This is a genomic window from Belliella kenyensis (assembly GCF_022549675.1).
Lineage (GTDB): Bacteria > Bacteroidota > Bacteroidia > Cytophagales > Cyclobacteriaceae > Belliella > Belliella kenyensis.
On the sequence record NZ_JAKZGR010000005.1, the window covers coordinates 197553 to 221575 of the forward strand.

General features: G+C 37.2%; 21 protein-coding genes. 16 read left to right on the forward strand and 5 right to left on the reverse strand.

Annotated elements, in window-relative coordinates; genetic code table 11:
* Positions 1-283 precede the first annotated feature (283 nt).
* Entirely contained in the window at positions 284-1549 is a 1266-nt protein-coding gene (hflX, locus tag MM214_RS07140) for a GTPase HflX (protein WP_241293773.1), read from the reverse strand.
* A gap of 182 nt (positions 1550-1731) precedes the next feature.
* Here hflX and rfbC point away from each other — a divergent pair, with 182 nt between their 5' ends.
* From rfbC to MM214_RS07180, 8 genes are all read left to right on the forward strand, one after another.
* Entirely contained in the window at positions 1732-2280 is a 549-nt protein-coding gene (gene rfbC / locus MM214_RS07145; RefSeq protein ID WP_241293776.1) for a dTDP-4-dehydrorhamnose 3,5-epimerase, read from the forward strand.
* Positions 2280-3032 (forward strand): tyrosine-protein phosphatase, encoded by a 753-nt coding sequence (locus MM214_RS07150; protein WP_241293779.1) that lies wholly within the window; start codon positions 2280-2282, stop codon positions 3030-3032. The genes rfbC and MM214_RS07150 overlap by 1 nt, the downstream gene beginning before the upstream one ends.
* Entirely contained in the window at positions 3029-3985 is a 957-nt protein-coding gene (locus MM214_RS07155; RefSeq protein ID WP_241293781.1) for an NAD-dependent epimerase/dehydratase family protein, read from the forward strand. Before MM214_RS07150 ends, MM214_RS07155 begins: the two co-directional genes overlap by 4 nt.
* A 222-nt stretch (positions 3986-4207) precedes the next feature.
* Entirely contained in the window at positions 4208-5611 is a 1404-nt protein-coding gene (locus MM214_RS07160) for a tetratricopeptide repeat protein (RefSeq protein WP_241293784.1), read from the forward strand.
* Between the two features lie 50 nt (positions 5612-5661).
* Positions 5662-6432, forward strand: a complete 771-nt coding sequence (locus MM214_RS07165) for a phosphosulfolactate synthase (protein WP_241293786.1) — start codon at positions 5662-5664, stop codon at positions 6430-6432.
* A gap of 51 nt (positions 6433-6483) precedes the next feature.
* The gene (locus MM214_RS07170; protein ID WP_241293789.1) at positions 6484-7419 is read left to right on the forward strand and encodes a DUF368 domain-containing protein; all 936 of its coding nucleotides are present in this window, start codon (positions 6484-6486) and stop codon (positions 7417-7419) included.
* Complete coding sequence (locus MM214_RS07175) at positions 7416-8156, forward strand: shikimate dehydrogenase family protein (RefSeq protein WP_241293792.1); 741 nt, start codon at positions 7416-7418, stop codon at positions 8154-8156. The genes MM214_RS07170 and MM214_RS07175 overlap by 4 nt, the downstream gene beginning before the upstream one ends.
* Before the next feature lie 166 nt (positions 8157-8322).
* Complete coding sequence (locus MM214_RS07180) at positions 8323-9576, forward strand: pyridoxal-dependent decarboxylase (RefSeq protein ID WP_241293795.1); 1254 nt, start codon at positions 8323-8325, stop codon at positions 9574-9576.
* Between the two features lie 135 nt (positions 9577-9711).
* Here MM214_RS07180 and MM214_RS07185 read toward each other — a convergent pair whose 3' ends face one another.
* Positions 9712-10137: a lipocalin family protein gene (locus MM214_RS07185; RefSeq protein ID WP_241293797.1), complete on the reverse strand. Its 426-nt coding sequence runs from the start codon at positions 10135-10137 to the stop codon at positions 9712-9714.
* A 125-nt stretch (positions 10138-10262) separates the two neighbouring features.
* Here MM214_RS07185 and MM214_RS07190 point away from each other — a divergent pair, with 125 nt between their 5' ends.
* The 3 genes from MM214_RS07190 (at position 10263) to MM214_RS07200 (ending at position 15127) form a co-directional block, all read left to right on the forward strand.
* Entirely contained in the window at positions 10263-11264 is a 1002-nt protein-coding gene (locus tag MM214_RS07190; protein WP_241293800.1) for a radical SAM/SPASM domain-containing protein, read from the forward strand.
* Between the two features lie 168 nt (positions 11265-11432).
* A complete protein-coding gene (locus MM214_RS07195; protein ID WP_435374030.1) occupies positions 11433-14057 on the forward strand; it encodes an SLBB domain-containing protein in 2625 nt (874 codons plus the stop codon).
* 5 nt (positions 14058-14062) lie between these two features.
* Positions 14063-15127 (forward strand): Wzz/FepE/Etk N-terminal domain-containing protein, encoded by a 1065-nt coding sequence (locus tag MM214_RS07200; RefSeq protein ID WP_241293806.1) that lies wholly within the window; start codon positions 14063-14065, stop codon positions 15125-15127.
* A 73-nt stretch (positions 15128-15200) separates the two neighbouring features.
* On the opposite strand, the gene MM214_RS07205 is transcribed toward MM214_RS07200, so the two are convergent.
* The 3 genes from MM214_RS07205 to glf are packed head-to-tail and all read right to left on the reverse strand — an operon-like array spanning position 15201 to position 18660.
* Positions 15201-16193, reverse strand: a complete 993-nt coding sequence (locus tag MM214_RS07205; protein WP_241293808.1) for a glycosyltransferase family 2 protein — start codon at positions 16191-16193, stop codon at positions 15201-15203.
* Positions 16194-16240: 47 nt separating this feature from the next.
* A complete protein-coding gene (locus MM214_RS07210) occupies positions 16241-17518 on the reverse strand; it encodes a flippase (RefSeq protein ID WP_241293811.1) in 1278 nt (425 codons plus the stop codon).
* The gene (glf, locus tag MM214_RS07215; RefSeq protein WP_241293814.1) at positions 17515-18660 is read right to left on the reverse strand and encodes a UDP-galactopyranose mutase; all 1146 of its coding nucleotides are present in this window, start codon (positions 18658-18660) and stop codon (positions 17515-17517) included. The genes MM214_RS07210 and glf overlap by 4 nt, the downstream gene beginning before the upstream one ends.
* A gap of 402 nt (positions 18661-19062) precedes the next feature.
* Here glf and MM214_RS07220 point away from each other — a divergent pair, with 402 nt between their 5' ends.
* The 5 genes from MM214_RS07220 (at position 19063) to MM214_RS07240 (ending at position 24023) form a co-directional block, all read left to right on the forward strand.
* Positions 19063-19998: a glycosyltransferase family 2 protein gene (locus MM214_RS07220; protein WP_241293817.1), complete on the forward strand. Its 936-nt coding sequence runs from the start codon at positions 19063-19065 to the stop codon at positions 19996-19998.
* Positions 19999-20123: 125 nt separating this feature from the next.
* Entirely contained in the window at positions 20124-21443 is a 1320-nt protein-coding gene (locus MM214_RS07225; RefSeq protein ID WP_241293819.1) for an O-antigen ligase family protein, read from the forward strand.
* Entirely contained in the window at positions 21433-22569 is a 1137-nt protein-coding gene (locus tag MM214_RS07230; protein WP_241293821.1) for a glycosyltransferase family 4 protein, read from the forward strand. The genes MM214_RS07225 and MM214_RS07230 overlap by 11 nt, the downstream gene beginning before the upstream one ends.
* Positions 22562-23275, forward strand: coding sequence for an acyltransferase (locus MM214_RS07235; protein ID WP_241293824.1), 714 nt, complete (start codon positions 22562-22564; stop codon positions 23273-23275). The genes MM214_RS07230 and MM214_RS07235 overlap by 8 nt, the downstream gene beginning before the upstream one ends.
* Positions 23268-24023 carry a class I SAM-dependent methyltransferase gene (locus MM214_RS07240; RefSeq protein ID WP_241293827.1) on the forward strand — a complete coding sequence of 252 codons (756 nt, stop codon included), beginning with the start codon at positions 23268-23270 and terminating at the stop codon, positions 24021-24023. Before MM214_RS07235 ends, MM214_RS07240 begins: the two co-directional genes overlap by 8 nt.

Consider the following 24023-nt stretch of genomic DNA (forward strand, 5'->3'; position numbering starts at 1 on the left):
AAAAAATGATTAATTTTTACAGATAATTTATTTTATGACGACATTTCCTATCATTTTGTTAATTCAAGCTATGTTTTGAGTAGAGATTTTAAAAAAATGAAAATGAAAAGATAACAATGGACAACAAAGGCCAGAATACCATATATTATTTTGAAATGATGTACGTAAAACCAATTTTAATTGGCAAAAAGATCTAGAGATTGGAATATTTACAAAACTCATATTTCTAAAAAGTCTGAAATACAATATTAACGCTCAGAACATTGGCACAAAAAAAAGGAGGTTAACCCTCCTCTTCTAAATCTGAAAAATCAATTGTTTCATCTTCAAGATAATGTGGATACATTTTTTTATGTTCCTTTCTCACCTCTCCTGTGAGTGCTTCTCTGAACTCTTCTACATGGGTTCCCATTTCTGCTGCCATAAATACAGGAGTGATTCCTGTCTTCTTTTTGTATGCCTCTGCTAATTTTTCAAAATCTAAGAAATTGCGTTCTTCAAGCTCAATTGCTGACATTTGCATTTGTTCCTCCTCTGTAGGCATTTGATCTACAAGATCTATCTTGTTGAAAACCAACAGAGTTGGCTTATTATTGACACCGATCTCATTCAATGTCTGATTGACCACAGCTATATGATCTTCAAAACCAGGATGACTTATGTCTACTACGTGGATCAATAAATCCGCCTCTCTAATCTCATCAAGGGTAGATTTGAAAGATTCGATCAAATGAGTTGGCAACTTTCTGATAAAACCAACAGTATCGGATAGAAGAAAAGGCACATTTTCCAATACCACCTTCCGCACTGTAGAATCCACCGTGGCAAACAACTTGTTTTCAGCCAAAATGTCTGTCTTGGTGATCAAGTTCATCAATGTACTTTTACCAACATTGGTGTAACCTACCAAGGAAACCCTGACGATTCCTTTCCTACTCTTTCTCTGGGTGATTCCCTGCTTTTCTATTTCTCTCAACTTCTCTTTGAGAAGAGAAATTCTATTGCGAATATCCCTCTTATCGGTCTCGATTTCTTTTTCACCTGATCCACCTCTAGTGGTCGTACCACCTCGCTGTCTTTCTAAGTGTGTCCACATCCTAGTCAAGCGTGGTAGCAAGTATTGAAACCTTGCCAATTCTACTTGGGTCTTTGCTTGGGCTGTCTGTGCCCTTTGCAAGAAAATATCCAAAATTAGCAAAGAACGATCATACACTTTTACTTTTAGTTCATTCTCCAAATTTCGCATTTGGGAAGGTGAAAGATCATCATCAAAGATCACCATATCGACTTCAAAGTGCTCTATATATGCTTGGATCTCTTCCAATTTACCCGACCCCACAAATGTCCTGACATCCGGCTTTTCCAACCTTTGGGTGAATTTGTACACAGTCTTGGCTCCCATGGTTTCTGTCAAGAATGCCAATTCATCTAAATATTCAGCTACTTGATGGTCTGACTGACCCTGACGAATCAGTGCTACCAATACGGCTGTGTCTTGTTTGGGCGCTGTATCGTGTAATTTTTGAAGTTTTCTTGAATATTTGCTCATAAAGATTTTTTACTGATTCGCGTGAGTTATAGAATGAATTGAGTCGAATTTTAGTTCCATTTCGGAAACTATTGCAAAGTTATTATCCTCGTTCAAAATCCTGTTATATTTGAATCTTATTCCAATTGATATGGTTACAATACCATATTTTGACTCAATTAAATGTTTTATATTGTTATTATATGAAAATTACTGAAACTCCGATTAATGGTTTGTTAGAATTAAGCCCTGCTGTATTTGAAGATAGTCGAGGATATTTTTTTGAATCGTTCAGAATGGATAAATTGGCAGCAGCAGGTGTAAATAAGATCTGGGTGCAAGAAAACCAATCATTTTCCAAAAAAGGAACTGTCAGAGGACTACATTATCAAGCAGGTACTCATGCTCAAGCAAAACTCGTGCGAGTAATACAAGGCAAGGTATTAGATGTAGCAGTAGATTTGAGAAAAAACTCAGAAACCTATGGAAAAAGCTATGCTGTACTTTTAGACAGCAAGCTTCACAATATGTTTTATATTCCCGAAGGATTTGCTCATGGGTTTTCTGTATTGGAGGATGCAATTTTTTCTTATAAATGCTCAGCATACTATCACAAAGAAAGTGAAGGTGGTATCATTTGGTCAGATCCTCAATTGTTGTTAGATTGGAAAATTGATAAGCCTATCATTTCTGAAAAGGATGAATTATGGCCAACTTTTGATGAGTTCGATAAGAGAATAGGAGGTTTGTAATGGGTATTTTAAATTTTATTGGGTTCAAAAGCAAGTCAAAGCATCAACCCAAACTTGATTTGTCATGGCTTCAGGCAGACATGCACTCTCACCTTATTCCAGGCATAGACGATGGAGCTAAGAACATGGAACAGAGTGTAGCTTTGATCAAAAGATTACATGGGTTTGGATTGAAAAAAATCATCACTACACCTCACATCATGTATGAATTTTACAAAAATGATCCAAAAATCATTCAAGATGGTCTCACCAAAGTAAAAATAGCCCTGCAAAATGAAGGAATTGATATAGAAATATTTGCGGCGGCTGAATATTACATAGATGAGATTTTTTATGAAAATGTAAAGCATGATGCTGAACTTCTTACTATAAAAGACAACTTGATTCTTGTAGAAACTGGTTTTATCAATAAACCTGCACTTCTTATAGACACCTTGTTTGAACTGGAAATGAAAGGGTATCAACCTATTCTTGCTCATCCTGAAAGGTATCAATACCTCCTATCGGACCGTAGCCTGCAAGGTGAATTGATAGACAGAGGCATTTATTTTCAGCTGAATCTACTTTCACTCACTGGATTTTATTCAAAAGAAGTGAAGCATTTTGCTGAAAAACTCGTTGATGAAGGTAGAATCAAACTTCTAGGAACAGACTGCCACAACATGAGATACCTTGACATGCTTGAAACACTATCTTCTAGCAAATACTACCAAAAAATTCAAACTTTGGACTTATTGAATACCAGCTTATGAATATCTTGATCACAGGTGCGACGGGCTTGGTAGGAAGGTATTTGATCGAAAAATTCATCAACGATGGAAAGCTGACTGCCATTAAAAGACCTGAGAGCAATATCTCTTCCTTAGAAAAATATCCCATCAAGTGGATAGATGCAGATATTAGAGATTATCAAGCTTTGGAAGAAGCTTTGGAAGGTATTGATATGGTCATTCATGCTGCCGCACTTGTTTCATACGATAGCCGAGATGCTGATTTGCTTGTAAAAACTAATGTAGAAGGGACGACCAACTTGGTCAATGCCATGCTTGATAAAGGAATAAAAAAACTAATACATATCAGTTCTGTGGCTGCTTTGGGCAGGTCTCCTGAGGTAGTTTCTATAGATGAAAAGCATAAATGGATAGAATCTCCTCTCAATACACCTTACGCCATTTCTAAATACCAAGCAGATCTAGAAGTGTGGAGAGCAGCTCAAGAAGGTCTAGACGTCATGGTCATGTACCCATCTTTGGTTCTTGGCAAAATCGCTGACAAGCGTAGCAGCACACAGGTCTATCAGTATGTGATACAAGAAAATAAATACTATCCAGAAGGCACCATCAACTACGTAGATGTCCGAGATCTTTCTGAGGCTATTTACAGACTCTATCTGACAAACAAATGGGGGGAAAACTACATCATCAACGCTGAAAGCATTCCCTACAAGGAGTTTTTTGAAAAAATCGCTTTGGCAACAGGGAAAAGAGCACCTTATAAAGTTGTGAACAAAACTAGTCTAAAGTTTTTATTGTTTTTCACAAGATTAATGAAAGCATTAGGCTGGCACAATTCACCTTTGAATGCACAAACTGCCACACTAGCCCAAAGAAAAGTAAATCACATCAATGACAAATTATTGAGTGAAATCCCGATCACTTTTCACAAATTAGAAGACACTATCATATGGGCCACAGGCAAGAATTGATACAGTTTTTGCATGCACATGCATAAGTCAAGAAAAGAACTTAAGGTACTGAAGATCGTAAATAGAAATTATCACCGCACAATTATAATTTAGACCCAAAAATCATCATTGATTCCAAGCAATAAGACTTAATTCTTGGAATAAGTAAGAAAAAAATCAAAGTCCAAAGGAGTAAAGATTTATATTTTTGGTATATTATACATTGATTAAAAACTGAAGCAAATGACAGGAGATTTTGAAAACGATTGGAAAAAAAGCAAAGAGCTAGTAAAACGATTTGAAAACTCCCTGAAAGAAAACCTCAACCTATTCTTTGATGAAGAAGAGTTGGAGGATATAATCCACTATTATTTTGAAAACAATAAGCTGGAAAAAGCATATAAGGCAACAGACTATGCTTTGGAAAACTTTCCGTTTAGTTTAGAGCTAAAGCTTCTCAAAGCACAGTGTATGATCCTGGGTGCGGAAGTAGAAGAAGGTTTGGACATGCTTGAGAACTTGAACAATCTATCTCCAAACAATGAAGACGTGATTATGGCATTGACAAATGCCATGATGCTCACGGGAAATGCCAAGGAAGCAATTGTGATTTTAGAAAACTTCCTGCCCCTAGCAGAAGATAAAGCAGAAGTATATTACTGTTTAGGCACATTCTATCGTTCTTTGGATGACCGAGAAAATGCCATGTATTATTTCAAAGAATGTGTCAAGAATCGGATTACGCATGAAGACGCCCTTTTTCAATTGGCCATGCTTACCGAAGAGGAAGGTTCATTCAACGAAATACTCGAGTTTTATCAAGAATTCATCGATAGAGATCCATATTCTGCTGGTGCTTGGTACAATCTCGGGGTAGTCTACAATCGGCTTAGTAAATATGAAGAAGCAATCAAAGCATACGACTATGCACTCATTATAGATGATAGCTTTGCCTCTGCTTATTTCAATCTCGGCAATGCCTACATGAACACAGAACAGTATGAGCTGGCACTGGAAGCTTATCAGAATACAATAAGTAGTGAGGGAGCCAATGCTGAAAATTGTTGCTATCTAGGAGCAGCTTATGAAAAGTTAGAGCAAATAGATCAGGCTTTTAAGTATTTCAAAAAATCAGCAAAGCTAGATCCAGAGTATGAAGATGCGTGGTTTGGGCTTGGAATGTGCATGCTGAAAAAAGAAAAATACTTTGAGGCTGTTCATTACTTCAAAAAAGCAATCAATCTGGTCAAATCTAACCCTAACTATTGGGTAGGACTAGCAGATGCTGAATACCATTTAGGCAATCTCCTAGCTAGTTCCGAAGCGTATGAGGAAGCAATCAATTTAGAATCTGGTATCACAGACACCTATATAAACCTGTCTATCATCTATTTTGAGCAAAATAGGTTTGAAGAAGCAGAAGATGTGCTCAAAGAAGGCATAGAAGAAGAGCCAGAAAATGCAGAGCTGTATTACCGACTTGTAGTTTTTCTTATCAAATCAGGGAAATATAAAGAAGCCTTTACATATTTAGAAAATGCATTAACTTTGGACTTTGATAAACATATCTTACTGTATGAGTTGATGCCAGAGGTAAAGCACCAAAAGGCAATCTCAAAGATTATCTCTCAATTTAAGGAAAGCTGATAGGGCTTTTCTTTATTACCAACTATTTACCAGTAATAAAAACCCGGCAAATGAATTATGTTTTAAATAACATCCCGGTACGAACAGAGAAACCTCGTACATCGGGATTCACCATGGTCATGGACAAAGGCCTAAGCATCAGAGAAGTTGAAAATTTTTTAGATAATAATTCAGATTTTGTAGATATCGTAAAGCTAGGATGGGCCACATCGTACCTTACCAAAAATCTAGCAGAAAAAATCAGCCTGTATCATGATGCAGGAGTACCAGTTTACTTAGGAGGTACCCTTTTTGAAGCATTTGTGGTCAGAAATCAGTTTGATGATTATAGAAAAGTCTTAGAAAAGTATGATCTAAGATTTGCTGAAGTATCGGATGGTTCGATCAGTATGAATCACGATAAAAAGTGTGAATTCATCGAAACCCTTGCCAAAGACGTAACTGTACTCTCAGAAGTAGGATCCAAAGACGCTGCCAAAATCATCCCTCCTTACAAATGGATAGAGCAGATGGAAAAAGAACTGCAAGCAGGTTCTTGGAAAGTAATCGGAGAAGCTCGAGAAGGTGGTACAGTGGGATTGTTCAGAGACTCTGGAGAAGTACGTCAAGGCCTTGTCGAAGAGATTCTTACCAAAATCCCAGAAGAGAGAATACTTTGGGAGGCACCACAAAAAGAACAGCAGGTTTGGTTTGTCAAGCTTCTTGGCGCCAATGTCAATCTAGGAAATATAGCTCCAGCCGAACTCATCCCATTGGAAACTATCAGACTTGGACTCAGAGGAGACACTTTCGATCACTTTATCGGTGAAATCAAAATTTAAATATTCTGGACTGCTAGCATGTATTCTGGCAGTCCATTTCGTTTTCCCCACATGATTAGATTCAAAGATTATCTCCTTACCTACCTCAAAGGTATGGCCATGGGAGCAGCAGACATCGTCCCAGGTGTATCTGGCGGCTCCATAGCCCTCATCACAGGCATATATGAAGAGCTTCTTGATAGTATAAAATCATTCGACAAGGCAGCCTTGTCACTTTTGGCAAAGCTTGATTTTAAGCAGCTTTGGAAGCATGTCAATGGAGGATTTCTGTTGTCCCTATTGATGGGTATTCTTACCAGCATATTCGCTTTATCCAAGATCATCACCTTTTTGATAGACGAATACCCTATACCTGTGTGGTCTTTTTTCTGTGGGCTTATCATCATATCGGCTATCATCATCTTAAGAGACATCAAGAAATGGTCAATTGCAGTAGTCATTGCCTTACTCATCGGAATAGTCGCTGCATATTTTTTCACAAACATGCCCGCAGTCAATTCTCCTGAGGGAATTTGGTTCACTTTTCTGGCAGGAGCCATTGCCATATGTGCCATGATATTGCCGGGAGTATCAGGAAGCTTTCTCCTACTTATGCTGGGGCAATATGAAAGAATTCTTTCTGCTGTATCAGAACGAAATATTTCTATAATCTTGGTGTTTGCTGCTGGTTGTATTACAGGATTATTAGCCTTTAGTAGGCTCATTTCATGGCTTCTTAAGAGGTATCATGCAATGACGATAGCCGTCTTATCCGGATTTATGCTAGGGTCTATCAATAAACTATGGCCTTGGAAAATCGTCCTTAGCTACAGAATATCTTCCTCAGGAGTACAGAAGCCACTCATTACCCAAAATATACTTCCACAAGATTATCTTGCTCAAACTGGACAAGATTCCTTATTTTTGCAAGCGATACTAGCATTTGCTTTTGGTATACTTCTGGTACTAAGTATAGAACGGATTGCAAATTATATCAAAAAATCATGAGAAAATTTGGACTAATAGGATTCCCGCTGACTCATTCTTTTTCAAAGAAATATTTCACAGAAAAATTTGAAAAAGAAGGACTGGCTGATTGTCAATTTGATTTGTATGAAATTGACAACATAGATCTATTTCCACAAATTCTCTCTCAAAACCCTTCCTTGGAAGGACTAAGCGTCACCATTCCCTACAAGGAAAAAGTAATCACTTTTTTGGATGCTTTAGACCCTGCTTGTGAACAAATTGGTGCAGTCAATTGTATCAAAATAAATCAAGGAAAACTAACAGGATACAATACGGATTATATTGGATTCAAAGATTCTTTAGACATCTGGCTCGGTGGGTTAAGACCAAAAGCTCTTGTGCTTGGAACAGGCGGTGCTTCCAAGGCTGTAATCCAAGCACTCAAAGATCTCCAGATTCCCTATCTTATGGTTTCTAGAAACCAGAGCAATCTAGGGGATTGGATTACTTATGAGGATCTTTATCAAGACCAAAGCATTTTGAGCACGCATCACCTCATCATCAACACAACACCCCTTGGTACATATCCCAATACGGAAGCCATGGCTGACATCAATGTGGAGTTGATCACTGGGGAGCATAAAGTTTACGACTTGGTATATAATCCAGAAAAAACTTTTCTCATGAGGTCTCTTGAAGCTAGAGGCGCCGTAGTAAAAAATGGACTAGAAATGCTACACCTCCAAGCAGAGGCTGCTTGGAAGATATGGAATTAAGTTCTGTAGACTGAACAATTCCCCCTATCATAACTTCTATAGTAAGCTATAAGCCTTGGTTTGTTTCTTAGTCAAATACCCATTTGACAAAGTCTAATTCAAAGTGAAAATCCTTCACAGGATCAATCAAGGCTTACCTACTATCCATTTTAAACCAAATCACCCTATGTATTGGAAAAAACTATCTCATGAAGAGATCAAAAATACCGTATTCAAAGCTTTAGGCGAAAATCTAGACTATAGAGGAGAAAGGCCGATTCTCGGAATCCCAGGAACATACCTTGACACGACAGAGTTCTATCCTGATGCTCCATTCCTCCAAGACGCACCTTATATGTCTGCCATGGTGCGCAATCCCAACCACATTGGCGTACACACATTAAGTGAAAAATCAGTCCTTGAAGTGTTTGAAGGAACACAGAAAATCGAAAGAGACTTGATCAAATTGGTGGCAGAAGAGATATTTCATGGAGAGCAAGATGCTCAAGATGGCTATGTGGCTACTGGAGGAACAGAAGCCAATATTCAAGCCATGTGGATTTATAGAAATTACTTCTTGAAAGAAAAAGGAGCTAGACTGGGAGAGATTGGCTTGGTCTATTCTGAAGATTCACACTACTCCATGCCCAAGGGAGCAAACATCCTCAACTTGCAAAATATCATCCTCCAAGTTGATCCCGAAACAAGGCAGATACTTAAGTCTTCTTTGAATGAAAAAATCAAAGCCGCTAGGGAAGAGGGAATCAAATATTTCATAGTGATTGCCAACCTATCCACGACGATGTTTGGCTCAGTAGATGATATTGATCTATTGGGGGATTATTTCACTGACCAAAACGTGGACTTCAAGATTCATGTAGATGCTGCTTATGGAGGGTTTATATATCCATTTACCAATCCCACTAGTCGATATACATTCCAAAATCCCTACATGAACTCGATCACAGCTGATGGTCACAAGATGCTCCAAACTCCGTATGGTACTGGTCTATTTTTGATAAGAAAAGGATTCATTGAATATGTCAAAACTGACGAAGCACAGTATATCCCAGGAAAAGATTTCACCATCAGTGGAAGTAGATCTGGTGCCAATGCTATATCCATGTGGATGATCTTAAAGATCCATGGCTCTGAAGGGTGGAAGTACAAAATGGAAACCCTCTGTGACAAAACTGAGCGGATTTGTAAGAAACTAGAAAAAATGGGTGTGGAATATTTCAGAAATCCCTACAACAATATCATCGCTATCAAAGCAAAACACATGTCAAATGAGCTCGCAGAAAAATACTATTTGGTGGCCAATACCTACGAATTTGAACCAGAATGGTACAAAATAGTGGTCATGCCGCACGTGAAGCGCGGCACAATCGACAGCTTCCTGATAGAGCTGGCTGGAGAGCAAAAACAAGTGAAAGCATAGTATTGATTGAAAATATTTTGAACGAAAAAAAGCGAAGGATAAGACACCTTCGCTCTTTTTGGTTTTTTTAAAATATTGCATATTAACATCTTGTTCTGTATCCCCACAAAACATTTATAATTTTGGCATTTTAATTTACCTTTTGGCAAAAATATTTTTAGGACCATCACAAGGGCTTGTATCTACTTCAAGCCTATTATTTGATACTATTGTCACCGATTCTGTCGTAGCATTAGAATTACAGCTTTGAATTATCTCACTTGGACTTGAGAATGTTAATAAGGCAAAAATCTCATCCTGAGTGGAATCAATCGTATAAGTTCCGCTTGCACTACTTTCCGTCCCGTTGATGTCTTGTGTCTTTTGAAATGTACCATCTTGTCGGAATTGATAAGAAACAAAGTAATCGGCTTCACCTTCAGGAATATCCACTGGCCATGAACCAATGGTTTCAGTCAACTCCCAAGTTCCAATTATCTGTTGATCAGGTGTTTCGTCCTCAGAACATGCAGAAAAGCCTAGAATTGCTCCAAGAATAATAATTGTAAAAATCTTTTTCATGTTTTTATAGTTATTGGTTATAAAGTCTATACGTAGATTAACTAATAAATGTCTCAATTTATAAAAAGTTTTAAAAAAAAACAATTTAGTACCTTGCCGACTAATACCTGGAGAATTGTCTATTTGTGAATAAACTGATCACTGCATATAGCTATTGGAAACTACTCAGCTGGAGAAAAATTTCGAATTATTCCCTTTTGATCGCTTCTTATCGTTACAGCCGATGGATCAAAAAACCAGTGCTTTGGGGACGACCAACTACCCTCTCGATAGAACCCACCACCAGCTGTAATCTCCGATGTCCTGAATGCCCTAGTGGATTGAGAAGCTTCTCCAGACCCACAGGAATGATCCAAGAAGACCTTTTCAAAAAAATCATCGACGATAACGGCCAATATCTAACCTATTTGCACCTCTACTTCCAAGGAGAACCCTACCTCCACCCAAAATTTTTGGATTTTGTGAGCTATGCAAGCCAAAAGAAAGTGTTTACTGCTACTTCTACCAACGCCCACTACCTTACAGAAGAAAATGTGGAAAAAACTTTGAATTCTGGACTCAAGCAACTGATAGTGTCCATGGATGGAATCAGCCAAGAAGTCTATCAAGAGTACCGTATCGGCGGAAAGCTATCCAAAGTCCAAGCAGGCCTTAGCCTACTTATCCACAAAAGAGCTGAGAGAAAATCGCTTTACCCCAGGATCATTTTACAGTTTTTGGTAACAGGCAAAAACGAACATCAACTTGATGGCTTGAAAGATTGGGCAAAAATGATGAAAGTAGATGAACTTCAATTGAAAACTGCCCAAATCTATGATTTTGAAAATGGATCAGAATTGATTCCAAAAAACATAAAATACTCAAGGTATATTCTTGGTAAAAATGGCAAATGGGAACTCAAAAAAGAAATAGAAAATAAATGCTGGAGAATGTGGCAAGGGTCAGTAATCACTTGGGATGGAAGGGTAGTACCGTGCTGCTTTGATAAAGATGGTGAACATGTCATGGGGCAGCTTACCTATCAACGATTGGAAGATATCTGGCAAAACACTAAATACATTGATTTTAGAACTTCCCTTCTTCGAGATAGAAAAGAAATTGAAATCTGCAAAAACTGTACAACTTGATCAAAATTAGTCCTATTTAAGGAATTAGCTATTTCTTTACAATATGGAATAGTTATCTTTACGCAAGTTTTCCAAAATTTAATGCCGAAAGACGTCAAATTTCTTTCAAATTAGATGATAGACATCTTTTCGAGGAAATCTAATGATCTGACAATCACAATTTTCGATATGCATTTTCCTTTACACGCAGTTTATAGAAAAGTCTCCGTAACATTGGTTTTATTAATAGCCCTAGTTTTAGCGGTACCATTTCAGTCCCTTTCACAATCCATGGCTGATATATCTAGTATCAATGTAGATGAACTTTCGGACGAACAGATCAGGGAACTACTCAATCGAGCTAATGAAGCCGGCCTCACTGAAGATGAATTAATCCAAATGGCGCGATTACGTGGCTTGTCTGCGCCTCAAGCAGAAAAACTGCAAGAGCGGATAGAAAAATTGAACCTAAATGGTTCTTCTGGTAGGTCAAGCTCATCCAGTGCTTCAAAAAGAGAACCCCGAAAACAAGGTGACCTCAACGAAATCACGCAAGGAATTTTTAAATTTCAGCAAGACCCTACACTAAAGTCTGAACCATCTCAGATCTTTGGTGCAGATCTATTCTACAACAAAAACAGGCGATTGACTTTCGAACCGAATCTAAACCTTGCAACACCAAAGACCTATATCCTTGGGGCTGGAGACATGATTTACGTGGATATATATGGCCAATCAGAAAAATACTACGAAGCAACTATCAATCCCGATGGTTTCGCAATCATAGACAATGTAGGGCCAATTTCCCTTTCTGGTAAGTCTATAGAAGAAGCTACAGGAATCCTGAAGAGTAGGCTTTCTAGGTACTATCAAGGTCTAAGTGGCTCCAACCCAAACACATTTATTCAAGTCACTTTGGGTAATGTAAGAACGATCAAAATAAACCTTGTTGGAGAGTTGAGACTTCCAGGTACATTTACATTGAGCGCATTCAGCTCCGTTTTTAATGCACTATATGCAGCCGGTGGTCCAAGTGAAAATGGAACCATGCGGAATATCAAATTGATCAGGAATGGAAAGCTTGTGCAAACTATCGATATATATGATTTTCTGATCAATGGAAATGCCAATCTCAATCAACAACTACAAGATCAAGATGTGATTTTGGTAGAACCATTTGAAGGTAGAGTGACTGTAGAAGGTGAGGTCAAAAGACCAAAGATTTATGAAGTGAAAAATGGTGAAAGTTTTGGACAACTATTGAAATATGCAGGAGGGTTTACAGATGAGGCATTTCAAGACCGAATCAATGTAACAAGAGTAAGTGGAAAAGAAAGAGCAGTATCAGATATTTTCAAAGATCAGTTTTCAATCTTTACGGTAAAGGGCGGAGATGTGTATAAAGTAGGAAAAGTTCTGAATAGATACAGTAATCGTGTACAAATCAAAGGGGCTGTATTTAGAGAGGGAAATTATGCTTTGACAGATGGTTTGACTTTAAAAAAGCTGATTGAAAATGCAGATGGTGTAAGAGGTGAAGCTTATCTGGAAAGAGCTAGCATCCTAAGGACAAGTGCCGACTTATCCACAGAGGTGATTTCTGTAAACCTTCGTGAAATATTAGAAGGATCATCACCAGATATTCCACTCCAAAGAGAAGATGTGATCAGAATATCCAGTATCTATGACCTTAAGGAAGAAGTCTATGTGCAAATCACAGGTGAAGTGAGCAAGCCAGGCACATACCCTTTTTCCAAGCAAATGACCGTAGAGGATTTGATCATAATGGCAGGGGGACTTCGGGAGGCTGCAAATACAAAAGACATTGAAATATCCAGAAGAATCAGTGAACCAGAAGCAGGAACATTTTCTGTCCTTGTTCCTGTAAGTGTAGAAATTGATTTCAGTCAAAATGGATCTACAGAAATTCTAGAGCCATTTGATAATGTGATCATCAGAAGAAAGCCAAATTTTACTCTAGAAAAAATGGTATTTATAGAAGGCCAAGTGAATTCACCTGGAGCATTTGCAGTACAATCAGCCAAAGAAAGGGTGTCCGATGTCATCAAAAGGGCTGGAGGATTGACAGCATTTGCCTATGCAAAAGGCGCTACTTTGATCCGAAGAACGGAGTACTACAATACCGAATCGGAGCAACTGAGAAGACAGAAAAATTTGATTGATCTGCAAGAAAAACTGCAATACGACCCCAACCATACTGAAGCACAAGAGATGCTGCTAGAGCGACTTTTCAAATCGCTCGGAAATAAAGATGAGGTGGCGAAGAGTGCAGGAGAAAGCACCGCAGCATCCGAGGTGAAAAAAGAAACAATCTCAGGAATCGTGGAGTCAAAGGCAGATATTTCCCCTATCAAAATCAAGGAAATGGAAGCAGTCGCAATAGATCTGGAAAAAATACTCAATAATCCAGGATCGGAATTCGATTTGATCTTAGAAGAAGGAGATATCATTTCTATCCCAAGACAACTTCAGACAGTGAGAATGAGAGGAGATGTGGTCTATCCTACTACAGTACGATATGACAATTTAGGTGGATTGAAGTATTACATAAACAGAGCAGGTGGATTTGACAATAGAGCAAACAGGAAGCGTACCTATGTAGTATATGCAAACGGTGAAGTAGCACGAACCAAAAGCTTCTTAGGAATCAGGGCTTATCCTCGTATAGAGCCTGGCGCAGAAATATTCGTTCCTACAAAAGGCCCAAGAATGCCCATGAGACCAGGAGAAATAGTAGGATTGACTACAGGATTGGCAACTTTGGTATTGATCGTCACGCAAATAAACAATTAAGCAAAATGTCGGAAAAGCATATTTTGGACGATAAAATTACTTTGAAAGAAATAGTACTTAGAACCAAAGCATGGATCAATTATTTCCAAAGCATGTGGATTTACATATTGATTTCAGCAATCATAGGAATGGCTTTGGGGGCTACATATTCAATTTTGAAAAAACCAGTTTATGCTGCTGAAACCATTTTTGTACTAGAAGAATCTGATGGAAGTGGACTTGGGCAGGTGTCTGGCTTGGCATCACTAGTCGGAATGAACCTCAGCAGCCTAGGAGGTTCAAGTGGTCTCTTTCAAGGAGATAATATCATGGAGCTTTATAAGTCAAACAATATGCTTGACAAAACACTTTTAAGTCCATTTGATAATGAGGTCCTACTTATCGATAGGTATATCCAATTCAATAAACTAGATGAAAAATGGAAGAATAAGGTGGATCTTAAAAACATGAATTTTGGAATAGAAAGAAGTGATTTCACTGTGACTCAAGATTCTGTTATGAAAGAAATAGCTAAAACCATTAAAGAAAAGCACCTCTCTGTAGCAAAACCTGATAGAAAACTCACCATTATCAAAGTGGATATCACTTCGAAAGATGAAGCCTTTGCTAAAGTCTTCAATGAAAAATTGGTAGAAAATGTGAACAATTTTTACTTGGAGACCAAAACAAAAAAAACTTCGGAAAACTTAAATATCCTACAGTCACAAGCTGATTCCGTTCGTAGGATTCTTGATAGAAGTTTAGAAGATTTTGCCAGCCTAAGTGATATGACACCAAATCCCAACCCTTTACTTCAAGCGGGAAATGTGGGGATAAGAAAAAAACAAGTGGATGTACAAGCTACCACCGCAATCTATTCTGAAATTGTCAAAAATCTCGAGATAGCTAAAGTTAATCAAAGAAACACATCTCCCCTCATTCAGATAATCGACGGACCTAGATACCCACTTGATCGGTATGAAATTAAGCTACTCAAAGGTTTAGTATTTGGAGGACTTATAGCAATTGTTCTATGCTTTCTTGCTTTATACATCAAAGAACTGAACAGAAAATATCTCAAAGAAATCTAAAAAATAAGAGCTAATAAATCTACCTTCTAATGTCTATAACACAACCTAGACACAATATGCTGATCCAGAATATTTACTTCATATAATTCTTTTCTCTACCCCAGCGCTCGTTTAATCCATCCATAGTAGCTTGATAGCAAAGCTTCAAGGAAGAGAAATCCAACCTCGGAACAAAATAAATGAGATACTTCATAAAAGTTGTCAAAACGGATTTTGGAAAATGCTTCTTATGAATGTAGGCTGTGTTTCTGACATTACAATAATCTTTGATCGGAATACCGGACCATGCTATAAAGAGGCCTCTAAAAGGTAAATTCAAAATCTTCGTGGCTGCTTTGGGATGATAATGTATGGCTGAAACAACTGTGGCTATTCCTAAGCCCGATTTTGCAGCTCGATATTGATAATCTACTTCATCGCCCCAGATAAACATTTCCTTCTTTGGATAACCAATTTGCTCAATCAGAATTTTGGAAACCAAGGTGCCATTGAAAGGATTAGCTTGCCCGAGAATAATCCCATCTACTGAATTGTCTATAACTTCCTTTTTATTACTAAATACACCATGGCCATCAGGATAATTCAGCTCAAAGCTCAATTTGCTTGGATCCTTTATATCAAGAACCAAAGAATTTAAAAAATTCGCTTTGGAAGTATAGCGTAAAAGCTGTCCCAGTGCTCTAGGATCAGCACTTCCGTCATCATCCATTAGCCAAAGCCAATCAAACCCTGCTTCATAACCAAATTTTACCCCTTCATAGAACCCTCCTGCTCCTCCAGAATTAACGGATAAGCCAATAAAAGTAACAGCAATTACATCCTTTGAGGGTTTCTTTGCCATTACCTGTTTCTGCGAAACTACCTTTTCTTTGCTCTCTAGTGATATTGTTTCATCAATAATTCCCATATCTTGAAGCATTTCACGAGTGCCATCCTTAGAACAATTATCTACAAGTATGATAGCGTCTAAGGTTCTTTCTTGTGCAAGCAATGCATCCAAGCTCGTCAGAAGTTGATCTTTTCTATTGTAGGTAACTACTACAGCAGCCACTTTCGATTGATTCATATTTGGGTCAAGTCCTTTTTGAAGCTCGAAGATAATAGACTTTTTGATCAACCATTGCCAATTGTAGACCTTAGTTCTCTTTTGAAATAATAAATTGAAAAAATAGTACCCAATATCTCTGTAATCACAACACCTATAGCGGCTCCAATAATTCCAAAAAAAGGAATAAGTAGACAGATTAATAATACATGAGCAATACCAATCAAACTCAAATACTTACTGACCAAATCTGCTTTCCCCATATTATATAATCCCTGAACTGCGCACAGATTACTTATGGATATAATTAACGGAAGAAAGGACATGATTCTTAATAATACTATAGAAGGTTTGTATTGATCTCCTAATAATAGGTCGCTTATGGGTTCAGCAAAAATGAATAAAATCATAGAAATCAAAAATGAAAACATAACAATGACTTTACCAATTTTGTAGATAAAAGACACTCCTGTGCGCAAATTCGTATGAATCTTTTTGCTAATCAATGGATATATGGATTGTGATACTGGTCCATTGAGCCCTTTCACAGCTTGTACGATTTTTTCGGCCGCTGCATAGTAACCTACAAGAGTATTGTTAGTAAACAAACCAAGAATAAATGTGGTAGAAGTCGTAAATAAACTGATGGCAAGTGTGGATGTAAATATATACCAACCATCCTTGAAGTGCTTCTTCAAGATATCCCAAGAGGGAAGATAAAAGAAAACTCTGAATTTAAGCTTAACTAATATCATAGAAAAAATTCCTGAAATGATAAAGCCTGCTGAGGTTAGTCCCTGCACCAATAGATAATCATCTTGCTCCTTGACCAAAGCAAAAATACTTAAAGTAAATAGGACTTTTGTACTCACATTGATAAAGGTAATATATTTCATCTTTTCCTTACCTTGAAAAAGCCATATTGGAAACAAAAACTGACCAACTACCATTCCGAATGTAATCATATAAAGGTCCCAATGATTTTTGAACTTATCGATAAAAAAAACCAAAATACACAATATCAAAAAGCTAAAAAACATTAGAAAAAATTTGATAATCATGGTGGCACTGAATATCTCATTGACTTTATCAAAATCATCCCTATGAATGGAAACCTGCCTTGTTGCAGAAAGATTGAATCCATAGTCGGTGATCAAGGCAAAATAAGTAATCGTCGCAGTAGCAAATGCCAGCAAACCAAAATAATCAGGCTCAAGAATTCTAACCAAATACGGCACAGTCAATAGTGGCAATACATAATTGACAATTTGTATTGTCCCTAGCGAGAAAATATTTGTCAACAACCTCCTGTGGTCCTCATGCTTTAAATACCTTCTTATCCTCATGCCGGATCAATAAAGAATGAAGGAATTTGCCTTTCAGTCTGAATACAAGCTAATATCAATTCACTGGCTTCAAGAGCTTCCTTGACCGTGACATCCATGTCTAAGTACCTGTAAGTCCCCAATCTACCCAAAAAACTTACTCCCACTTGATTTTTTGCCAAAATCAAATATTGATTAAGCATTTTCTTTTCATCCAATAACCTAATAGGATAATATGGAATATCACCTGGTTCACATGACTTACTGTACTCTTTGAATATTATTGTTTTTTCATGAGATTCCCATGGAGCGAAATACTTGTGCTCTGATATTCTTGTAAAAGGAACATCAGAGTCACTATAATTCATCACAGCACAGCCTTGAAAATCCCCATCGTGAATTTCACTTTTGAACTCCAATGTCCTGTAGCCCAATCTTCCATAAGCAAAGCCGAACCATGCATCAATTGGACCAGTGTAAAAAACATGATCATAATCTGTGTGCACTTCTTGGTCAAATGCTGTGTTGAGAATAACTTCTATCAATTGATGGTCAAGCAGTTTCTCAAAAATTGGAGTATATCCTTCCCTCGGTATTCCTTGATATTTGTGGTTGAAGTAGTTATCGTTATAATCGAACCTTAGTGGCAAACGTTTCAAAATACTTGCAGGTAAAGATTTAGGATTCAACCCCCATTGCTTCTCTGTGTATCCTTTTAGAAAAGCCTCATATAGCTCTTTTCCTACAAACTTCAATGCCTGTTCTTCAAACGATTGAGGAATTTTAATCTTTTGGTCAGCCAGTCCTTGAATATATCTTTTTGCTTCCTTAGGACCATAAGCTTTACCAAAAAATTGATTGATTGTATGCAAATTTATAGGCAAGGAATATACATTCTGTTTGTAGGTAGCTTTTACCCTATTGATATAAGGCACAAATTCAGCAAAACGATTTACGTACTCCCAAACTTTCTCATGGTCAGTATGAAAAATATGTGGACCATATCTATGTACCATAACTCCTGTTTTTGCATCTCTTTCCGTATAGCAATTACCTCCCAGATGATTCCTGCTTTCAAACACAGTAACATGATGCCCATGCATTGCCAACTCCCTAGCCAAAACTGCTCCTGAAAAACCCGCTCCTGCGATAGCAAAATTCATATTCTATTGTTTTTATCTAAAATTTAAGTCAAATGTAGACAAGATTTATGTATAAACCCTCTAATACCCCCTCCACATTATGTCATAGAAAAGAAATTTATAATCCCAAAATTAATATTAACTATTTGAAAAAACATGCTTGCATTAATTCTTGAATTTCCTGGCGATAGATTCAACGCTAAATCGATGTAGATAAATCATTAGAAAAAAGAGTGTAGTTCTTTGACTTGAATTAACTAAGCAAATGTGTAGCCACTTATACATTCTATAAAAATGCCAAAAAAAAACAAAACCTAAATTCTCCAATTATATTGTCATCTGAATAAACATAGTAAGATTTATCATCATTTTTTTTACTTTTGTAAGGAAAAATTTTCAACTAAATCGCTACTCACTCTGCACATGGCTTATTCTTCTGTCGCCATTATTATTGTCAATTGGAATACCTATGATTTTTCGAAAAGTTGTCTTAATCAACTCAAAACTTTATCCTATCCCAATTTCAAAATTTTCCTAGTCGACAATGGCTCAACGGACGGAAGTGGTCAAAAGCTACGAATAGAATTTCCAGAAGTCACATTTCATCAAAACCACACCAACCTTGGTTTTACTGGTGGAAACAATGTAGGTATTGAAATGGCGAAGCAAGAACCTTATGATTACGTTTTACTATTGAATAATGATACTTATTTTGATTCTTCATTTTTAGAACCATTGGTCAATTATCTAGATCAACACCAAGAGGCAGGGGCAGTTCAACCACTGATTTTCGAAAAAGAAGACTCATCCAAAATATGGCACGCAGGTGGAGTTATCCACAGGTTCAAAGGAAAGGTAGAAAGTATAACTCATGCCATATCTTATGAAAGAGCATATGAAACAGAATGGATTACTGGATGTTCCTTTATGGTTCGCAGAAAACTAATCGATGAAATCGGCTCTTTAAATGCTACTTATTTCGCCTATTTTGAAGATGTTGATTGGTCTTTAAGGATAAGGGAAAATGGCGCTAAACTCTACATCATTCCATCGTCTACCCTCTATCATGAAGTTAGCGGATCTACCAAGTCAAAGAAAAAACAAAGCGAAGGTTATTTAAGTCCAATCAATCACTATCTGAATATACGAAACCAATTGTTATTGCTTAAGTCACATCCAAAACAGTTTATCTATGTAAGTGCTTGGCTATTTCAAATCTTAAAAATAACGTCATATCTAAGTTACTTTTTAATCAGATTTAGATTCAAAAAACTGCGTGCGGCATTTCATGGATTATGCGATGGAATATGCCATAATCCCAATAGCAATAAGGTTCCAGATATCAAGGCATATTTATAGTCAATTGGTCAAATTCAGGTATATTTCGAATTCAAATGTAAAAGCCTTTTCTCAGAATGCATTTTGTGATTTTCATCTTTCTAGCTATTTTTTTCACTCTGACTTTGAGTTGGACAGTGAAAAATATGGTTTTCAAAGGAAAATGGGAGTATTTGATCTATTTTTTATTGGTTTATTTCCCTGTATATACTGTTTTCTTGAGTGTAACTTATGCTGTTACTGATTCAGCAGTAATAGTTAAGATATTTCAATTCCTCAAAGATCTTGTGGTTATTTTCTCATTTTTTTTCTTCATCCTATTTCAAAAAAACCTATTGGAATATCCATTAAGGTTGACTGCTGTAGATAAACTGTTCCTTGCATTTATTGGTATGGCTACATTTTTCCTTATCGCACCGATTGGAGAAGCTACATTTGTTGCTAAGATTTTTTATTTCAAGGGTATGATAGTTCCCGCAATAATCTACTTTATTGGGCGCAATACGAAATTCGATGATTTAGAAGCAGGACTGATTTTCAAAATCATGTTTGCTGTGGTAATCATAGGCTTTGGAGTGAATATGCTGGAATTACTTTTTGATACTCATTTACAAAGCAAAACAGGCTATGCCGCATTCAACTGGGCATTAAATGATGTTGAGCCCACGGGAAACTTTGGATTATCTTGGACTTTTGAGACCCAGGCAATTACAAAAAGGTTTGCATCCATTTATTCTGATCCACTTGAACTTTCTAGTTCGGTTTTAATGGGATTTGCTGCTGGATTGATTTTCTTTTTGACCAGCAAAAGGGATAAAGCAAACTTTTACTTATTAATCATGGCTTTTGCTTTTATCAGTTTGATTCTAGCATCTTCTAGAGCATCTTTTGCCGCATTCTTTGTAATGTTATTTTTTGTTGCAATCACTTTTAGACTTTATACATTGATAATGGTGGGGGTTTCTTTGGTTTTATCATTCGTAGTCTTTGTGATTTTCTTTGCATCAGAAGACTTTTATTATTTTGTAATAGACACACTTACTTTCCAAAATCTTTCCAGTGTGGGGCACTTGGTAGAATGGGCTATTGCTTTGGATGGAATGATTGCACAGCCTCTAGGTGTAGGACTTGCTATGAGTGGTAGCGTTGGTAGTGTAGTAGACGAATTGAAGATAGGAGGAGAAAATCAGTTCCTGATTTATGGAGTGCAATTGGGTTGGTTAGGGATGGTAATTTACATTTTACTGCTAGGATACTCTATTGTACATAGTGTGAAAGTTTTTAAGACCAATGAAAACCTAATGACCTCTAGGATTGCTTTCACTGGAGCCGCCGCCAAATGTGCATTGATTTTGCCTTTATTTACTGCTAATGCTGAACTCTACTTATACGTCAGTTGGACTTCTTGGTGGATGGTGGGATATGCGATGAACAATTACCCAAGAACGCCGCATCATGAAGCATAAAAAAAGAATTTTGATAGATGTTTACTACCTGTATGTAGCACAGACTGGGATCAAAACCTACATCCAATCCGTCTGTGAGGAAGTTTCTTCAAGAAAAGATACTGATCTCACTTACATCATAAGTCCTGATTTCAATAAAGTAAGTGATTCGAATTTTTTCAAAGGAAAAACTCCAAAGTGGAAAAACCTCCTTTTTCAGCTCCTATACTTTGTGAGAAAGCAGGTCACATTACCCATTTTATCATATTGGTACAGGGCTGACCTTGTATTTAGCCCTGATATCTTAAGCCCATCTTGGAGTAGGGGGAGGAAAGTTTCCGTTTTGCACGATACCTTCTTTTGGGACAATCCTGAACATTATCAGCGTCACTGGCTCCGATACTACACCTTCTTCCTTGAAAAAGGTCTAAAGAATAATGCCTCTATCATTACGATTACTGATTTCTCTAAGCAGAAAATTAAAAGCTTACCCCAATTCGAGCACTTGCAAGTCGATGTGGTATATCCTTCATCAGGTCTTACAAACAATGTGGATAACTCAAAAAATTCAGCCATTATAGCTCCAAATCGATATTTTCTCCATGTGGGTGTAATGGAAAAAAGAAAAAACCTTAAACTCCTAATAGAAGCATTTTCTCAACTTATCCACATTCCTGACTATGGAGATATCAAGCTCTACCTTGTAGGTCAACGAGGACCAAGGGTAGACTTAGATGATTATGATGACCTTGTGTCTTTAGTAGAAAAGAAAAAACTAGAAAATAGCATAGTTTTCCCTGGCTACGTTTCATCCAGTAAGCTAAAGGAACTATTTCAAAATGCTACAGCTTATGTTTTTCCATCGTCCAATGAAGGATTTGGATTACCCATTTTAGAGGCATTTTCATATGGCTTACCTGTTATCATCTCCAACCAGGGTGCTCTCAAAGAGGTTGCGGGAGATGCGGCCATCGTATTAGGTGAAAATTCAGCTGAAGAACTTCGAGCAAAAATGAGCTTGATTCTTGAAAATGAATCTTTGAGAAATGAAATGAAAGAAAAAGGGATAAACCGACTAAAGAAATTCACAACGGAGAAGTTTTTTATATCTTTGGAACAAACTTTCAAAGCTATTCTAAATGAGTAATTTTCTTGGGACGAGTATTTCTAAAATTACTGGCGTAGATTTCAGTGATCGATTTGGTCCAGATTGGGATAGTTTATCCACAATGGGTGTAATGACACGCATGTTAGGAAACATGATCAGAGGATTGTGGTATCGTTGGAGATTTAAAAGTACCAAAGGATTGTTTCTGATCGGAAAAGGAGTTACGATAAGACAAGCAAAGTACATTCAAGTAGGCAAAAACTTCATCGCACAAGATCATTGCGAGATCAATGGACTCGCAGAAAAGGGCTTGATTTTTGGAGATAAGGTCACCGTCGGTAGCTACGCAATCATAAGACCTACAAACCTTTACGGTGGGGAAGCAGGTGTCGGACTAAAGGTGGGAAACAACAGTAGCATCGGACCATACAGCTATATCGGGTGCTCAGGTTATATAGAAATAGGTGACAATGTGATGATGTCACCTAGGGTAAGTATATATGCTGAAAACCACAATTTCAATGATGTGGATAAGCCAATGATAGATCAAGGAGTCACTAGATCATTTGTAAAAATAGAAGATGATTGCTGGATCGCCGCAAATAGTGTAATATTGGCTGGAGTCACGATCGGCAAAGGCTCTATTGTAGCCGCTGGTTCCATTGTGACCAAAGATGTACCAGCTTATAGCATAGTAGGTGGAAATCCTGCAAAAATTATCAAATCAAGAAAAGACTATGCATGATTCTTTAAGCAATTGGAAAACATTCGGAAAAGATGATCCCTACTATGGGGTACTTTCAGACCCTAAATACAAAACAGAAAACCTTACTGGAGAAAGTATCAGAGAGTTTTTTCAAACAGGAGAGGAATATGTTCAGGAGACATCAAAGAGGATCGAAGAAAATTTTTCTTTTCAGATTTCTAGTGCTTCAATTTTGGATTTTGGTTGTGGGGTAGGTAGACTTGCTATACCTTTTGCTAGACAGACAGAACAGCCAGTAGTTGGAATTGACATATCCTCAGACATCATTGCCAAAGCCAAAGAACATGCCTATGCGCTTGATTGCAAAAATCTTGAATTCATCGTCTATGACGGCATAAAACTTCCCGAACTTCCCACTTTTGATCTGGTAAACTCATACATTGTCCTTCAGCACATTGAAAAAAAAAGGGGACTGTTAATCATAGATGAACTGATTCAAAAAGTCAAAATAGGTGGTATCGCTCATATTCAAATCACACATGGACATAAGTTACCCTTACATACTTATCTCAATTTCTTTCTAAGGACTAAAGTATCACTATACAATTTTCTTTACTCTTCGCTGAAGCATAGAAGGTTCAATAGCGAACCTGTGATGCAAATGAACTTATATCATAAAAGCTCCCTCCACCAGCTATTCTCCAAATACAGTAATGAAATAATAGAAGTTCCAACAGATCATGGAGGGTTTATTGGTAGCTTTTTCATGTTTAGGAGAGATAAATAA

What these genes read in the sequence shown, in the direction of transcription:
- hflX (WP_241293773.1), bottom strand. Translation starts at nt 1,549, where the DNA reads ATGAGCAAATATTCAAGAAAACTTCAAAAATTACACGATACAGCGCCC.
- rfbC (WP_241293776.1), top strand. Translation starts at nt 1,732, where the DNA reads ATGAAAATTACTGAAACTCCGATTAATGGTTTGTTAGAATTAAGCCCT.
- MM214_RS07150 (WP_241293779.1), top strand. Translation starts at nt 2,280, where the DNA reads ATGGGTATTTTAAATTTTATTGGGTTCAAAAGCAAGTCAAAGCATCAA.
- MM214_RS07155 (WP_241293781.1), top strand. Translation starts at nt 3,029, where the DNA reads ATGAATATCTTGATCACAGGTGCGACGGGCTTGGTAGGAAGGTATTTG.
- MM214_RS07160 (WP_241293784.1), top strand. Translation starts at nt 4,208, where the DNA reads ATGACAGGAGATTTTGAAAACGATTGGAAAAAAAGCAAAGAGCTAGTA.
- MM214_RS07165 (WP_241293786.1), top strand. Translation starts at nt 5,662, where the DNA reads ATGAATTATGTTTTAAATAACATCCCGGTACGAACAGAGAAACCTCGT.
- MM214_RS07170 (WP_241293789.1), top strand. Translation starts at nt 6,484, where the DNA reads ATGATTAGATTCAAAGATTATCTCCTTACCTACCTCAAAGGTATGGCC.
- MM214_RS07175 (WP_241293792.1), top strand. Translation starts at nt 7,416, where the DNA reads ATGAGAAAATTTGGACTAATAGGATTCCCGCTGACTCATTCTTTTTCA.
- MM214_RS07180 (WP_241293795.1), top strand. Translation starts at nt 8,323, where the DNA reads ATGTATTGGAAAAAACTATCTCATGAAGAGATCAAAAATACCGTATTC.
- MM214_RS07185 (WP_241293797.1), bottom strand. Translation starts at nt 10,137, where the DNA reads ATGAAAAAGATTTTTACAATTATTATTCTTGGAGCAATTCTAGGCTTT.
- MM214_RS07195 (WP_435374030.1), top strand. Translation starts at nt 11,433, where the DNA reads ATGCATTTTCCTTTACACGCAGTTTATAGAAAAGTCTCCGTAACATTG.
- MM214_RS07200 (WP_241293806.1), top strand. Translation starts at nt 14,063, where the DNA reads ATGTCGGAAAAGCATATTTTGGACGATAAAATTACTTTGAAAGAAATA.
- MM214_RS07205 (WP_241293808.1), bottom strand. Translation starts at nt 16,193, where the DNA reads ATGAATCAATCGAAAGTGGCTGCTGTAGTAGTTACCTACAATAGAAAA.
- MM214_RS07210 (WP_241293811.1), bottom strand. Translation starts at nt 17,518, where the DNA reads ATGAGGATAAGAAGGTATTTAAAGCATGAGGACCACAGGAGGTTGTTG.
- glf (WP_241293814.1), bottom strand. Translation starts at nt 18,660, where the DNA reads ATGAATTTTGCTATCGCAGGAGCGGGTTTTTCAGGAGCAGTTTTGGCT.
- MM214_RS07220 (WP_241293817.1), top strand. Translation starts at nt 19,063, where the DNA reads ATGGCTTATTCTTCTGTCGCCATTATTATTGTCAATTGGAATACCTAT.
- MM214_RS07225 (WP_241293819.1), top strand. Translation starts at nt 20,124, where the DNA reads ATGGTTTTCAAAGGAAAATGGGAGTATTTGATCTATTTTTTATTGGTT.
- MM214_RS07230 (WP_241293821.1), top strand. Translation starts at nt 21,433, where the DNA reads ATGAAGCATAAAAAAAGAATTTTGATAGATGTTTACTACCTGTATGTA.
- MM214_RS07235 (WP_241293824.1), top strand. Translation starts at nt 22,562, where the DNA reads ATGAGTAATTTTCTTGGGACGAGTATTTCTAAAATTACTGGCGTAGAT.
- MM214_RS07240 (WP_241293827.1), top strand. Translation starts at nt 23,268, where the DNA reads ATGCATGATTCTTTAAGCAATTGGAAAACATTCGGAAAAGATGATCCC.